General features: G+C 74.3%; 1 protein-coding gene and 1 pseudogene. Both read right to left on the bottom strand.

Annotation, left to right across the window (positions count from 1 at the left end; genetic code table 11):
* Positions 1 to 111 precede the first annotated feature (111 nt).
* Positions 112 to 2,403 (bottom strand): ATP-dependent DNA helicase RecG, encoded by a 2,292-nt coding sequence (locus tag VIM26_RS24960; protein WP_331956036.1) that lies wholly within the window; start codon positions 2,401 to 2,403, stop codon positions 112 to 114.
* A 34-nt stretch (positions 2,404 to 2,437) separates the two neighbouring features.
* Positions 2,438 to 3,052 (bottom strand): annotated as a pseudogene (locus VIM26_RS24965) (hypothetical protein); the annotation flags it as partial.

The raw sequence follows: 3,052 nt of genomic DNA on the forward strand, positions 1-3,052 counted from the left end.
GCCCCAACGCGGTCCCTGGACCGCGCAACCGCTGACACATCCCCCACCCCAAAAGTTGTCAGCCCCAACGCGCCCCCTGGACCGCGCTGGGGCTGACACGTTCGGGAGGGGTCAGGCTCGGTCGAGGAACTCTTCGCGTTCGGCGGGGAGTTGCTGGTCGATCGCGGCTCGCAGGGCGGGCAACGTCGCGAGCGTCGGATCGGCGTTCACGTACTGCGCGGCGTCGGCGCGGGCCTGGACGATCAGGTCGGCGTCGCGGGTCACGCGAAGCAGGCGCAACGAGCTCGTCAGGCCCGACTGGGCGGCGCCGAGCACGTCGCCTTCTCGGCGCAGCTCGAGGTCGACCGCCGCGAGCACGAAGCCGTCGGTCGTCTCGGCGAGCGTGCGAAGGCGCGTCTCGGCGGGACTGGTCCCGGTGCCGTCACCCTCCCCCGAGACGAGCAGGCAGATCCCGGGGGCCGTGCCGCGCCCGACCCTCCCGCGCAGCTGGTGCAGCTGGGAGATGCCGAACCGGTCGGCGTCGAGCACGACCATGCCGGTCGCCTCGGCGACGTCGACGCCCACCTCGATGACGGTCGTGCAGACCAGGACCTGGATCTGCCCGGCGGCGAACTCCGCCATGGTGCGCTCCTTGTCCTCGGCCGACAGCCGGCCGTGCAGGATGCCGACGGCGACCCCGGCGAGCGCGGGAAGCGCGCGCAGCTCCTCGGCGACCTCGAGCACGGCGCGCAGCGGGCGGCGCGGGCGCTCGCCGTCGTCGGCCGGGTCGTCGTCGATCGCCAGCAGGTCGAGGCCGTCGTCGTCTGCGGCGCCCGCGGCCTGCTTGCCGCCGGCTCCCGGCTCGTCCGGATCGATCCGCGGACACACCACGAAGACCCGGTGGAAGGCGTCGACCTCCTCGCGCACCCGACGCCACGCCCGGTCCATCCAGTTCGCCCGGTCGGCCGGCACCACGTGCGTCACGACCCCGCTGCGACCGGCCGGCACCTCGGTGAGCGTGGAGGTCTCCAGGTCCCCGAACACCGTCATCGCGACCGTGCGCGGGATCGGCGTGGCCGTCATCACGAGCAGGTGCGGCGCGACCTCGGCCTTCGCCCGGAGCGTGTCGCGCTGCTCGACGCCGAACCGGTGCTGCTCGTCCACCACGACCAGCCCCAGGTCCGCGAACTGGACGTTCTCGCTCAACAACGCATGCGTGCCCACGACGATCCCGGCGCGCCCGGACGCGGCGTCGAGCAGGTTCTCCCGCCGGGCCGCCGCGCCCTGCGAGCCGGTGAGCAGCGCGACCCGCGTGCCGCCCTCGGGGCCGTCGAGGTACCCGCCCTGCGCAAGCGAGCCGAGCAGGGCGCGCAGCGTCCGCACGTGCTGCGCGGCGAGCACCTCCGTCGGCGCCATCAGCGCTGCCTGCCCGCCGGCGTCGACCACCTGGAGCATCGCGCGCAGCGCGACCACCGTCTTGCCCGAACCGACCTCGCCCTGGAGCAGTCGCTGCATCGGGCTGGCCTTGGCGAGGTCGGCCGCCAGCTCGCCGCCGACCTGGCGCTGACCGGCGGTGAGCGTGAACGGGAGCTGCGCGTCGAAGTCGTCGAGCAGTCCGCCGCGCTTCCGGGGCCGGGCGGTCGCCTCCTGTCCCGCGGCCTCCGCGCGCCGTCGCAGCAGCGCGGCCTGCAGCACGAACGCCTCCTCGTACTTCAGCCTGTCCTGTCCCCGGCGCGCCTGCGCGGCGGTGTACGGCTCGTGCACGTCGCCCAGCGCCTCGCGCAGGGAGCCGAGGTGCAGCCGGGTCCGCAGCTGCTCCGGGATCGGGTCGGGCAGGTCCGCCTCGGTGAGCGGGTCGAGGACCGTGCGCACGGCGGCCTGGATCTTCCAGGACACGATCGCGGCGCTCGCGGCGTAGATCGGGATCGGGCGGCCCGCCTCGACGAGCCCCTCGGCCTCGTCCGCCACATCCAAGCCGATGATGTTGTAGTCCGGATGCACCAGCTGGCGGTATCCGGCGTACTTGGCAACGGTTCCGGTGAACAGCCCCACGCGCCCCGGCTTGAGCTTGTCCTCGTGCCCGCGCAGGGCGCCCTTGTGCTTGGCGAAGAACGTGAGGTTGAGCGTCTGTCTGCCGTCGGTCACGATCGCGACCATCATCGCGCCGCCGTTGCGCGTCAGGCGGACCGTGGCCTGGCGGACCTCGGCGAGCACCGTGACGTGCTCGCCGAACTGCAGGCGGGATAGGTCTGTGAGCTTGCCGGGATCGTTGTGGCGCCGCGGGTAGTGCCGCAGCAGGTCGCCGGTCGTGTGCAGGCCGAGCTTGGCCAGCGCGCCTGACGTGCGCGGCCCAAGCACCTTCGTGAGCGGCTCCGAGAGCCGATCGACCTGGTCGCCGACGACGTCCCCTAGCTTCGCGCTCATCGCGCCCCCACTCTTTCCATGCGCAATCCTCGCCTCACTCCACGGCCAGCAGGACGGCGGGGGTCAGCTGGCCGCCCGCCAGGACGATCACCTCGACCTCCGGGAACGCCACGGACAGGTAGTCGCGCAGCGAGCGCACGACGGCGTCGTCGGCGCCCGCTCCCGTCAGCACCGTGAGCAGCTCGCCGCCGGCGGCCAGCAGCTCGTCGGCGGCGGCGCGCGCGGAGACGAAGTCGAACACGTCCACATCGGCGGTGCGCACGGCGTCGACGGCGGCGCGGATCGCGGCGAGCTCGGCGAGCTCGGCGGGGATCCCGGCCGACTCCCCCGCGCCCACGGGCACGCCTGCGCCGACGGCGATCTGCCGCGCGGACCGCGATGCGACGGCCGCCGCCAGCCCGGCGACGACGCGCGCATCGTCGACCGCGTCGAGCACGTGGATCTGGATCGCGGGTCGACCCCCGCGGCTCGGCCGAGCATGCCCGGCGCCCGGAGCGGCGGCGGCCAGCGCCGCGACGCGTGCGTCGGGCGAACCGGGCAGCACCGCGACCTGAGCAGCGCCGGTGTCGACCACGGCGCGCCGCACGCTCGCGGTGCTCGCCGGCGCGCCGGTGAGCACCATGACGACGGCGCCGGTGCGCGCGAGCTC

Origin of the sequence: Pengzhenrongella sp. (assembly GCF_036565025.1) — a bacterium.
GTDB lineage: Bacteria > Actinomycetota > Actinomycetes > Actinomycetales > Cellulomonadaceae > Pengzhenrongella.

Excerpts from the sequence above, each read along its gene's own strand:
- VIM26_RS24960 (WP_331956036.1), bottom strand. The coding sequence starts at position 2,403 with ATGAGCGCGAAGCTAGGGGACGTCGTCGGCGACCAGGTCGATCGGCTC.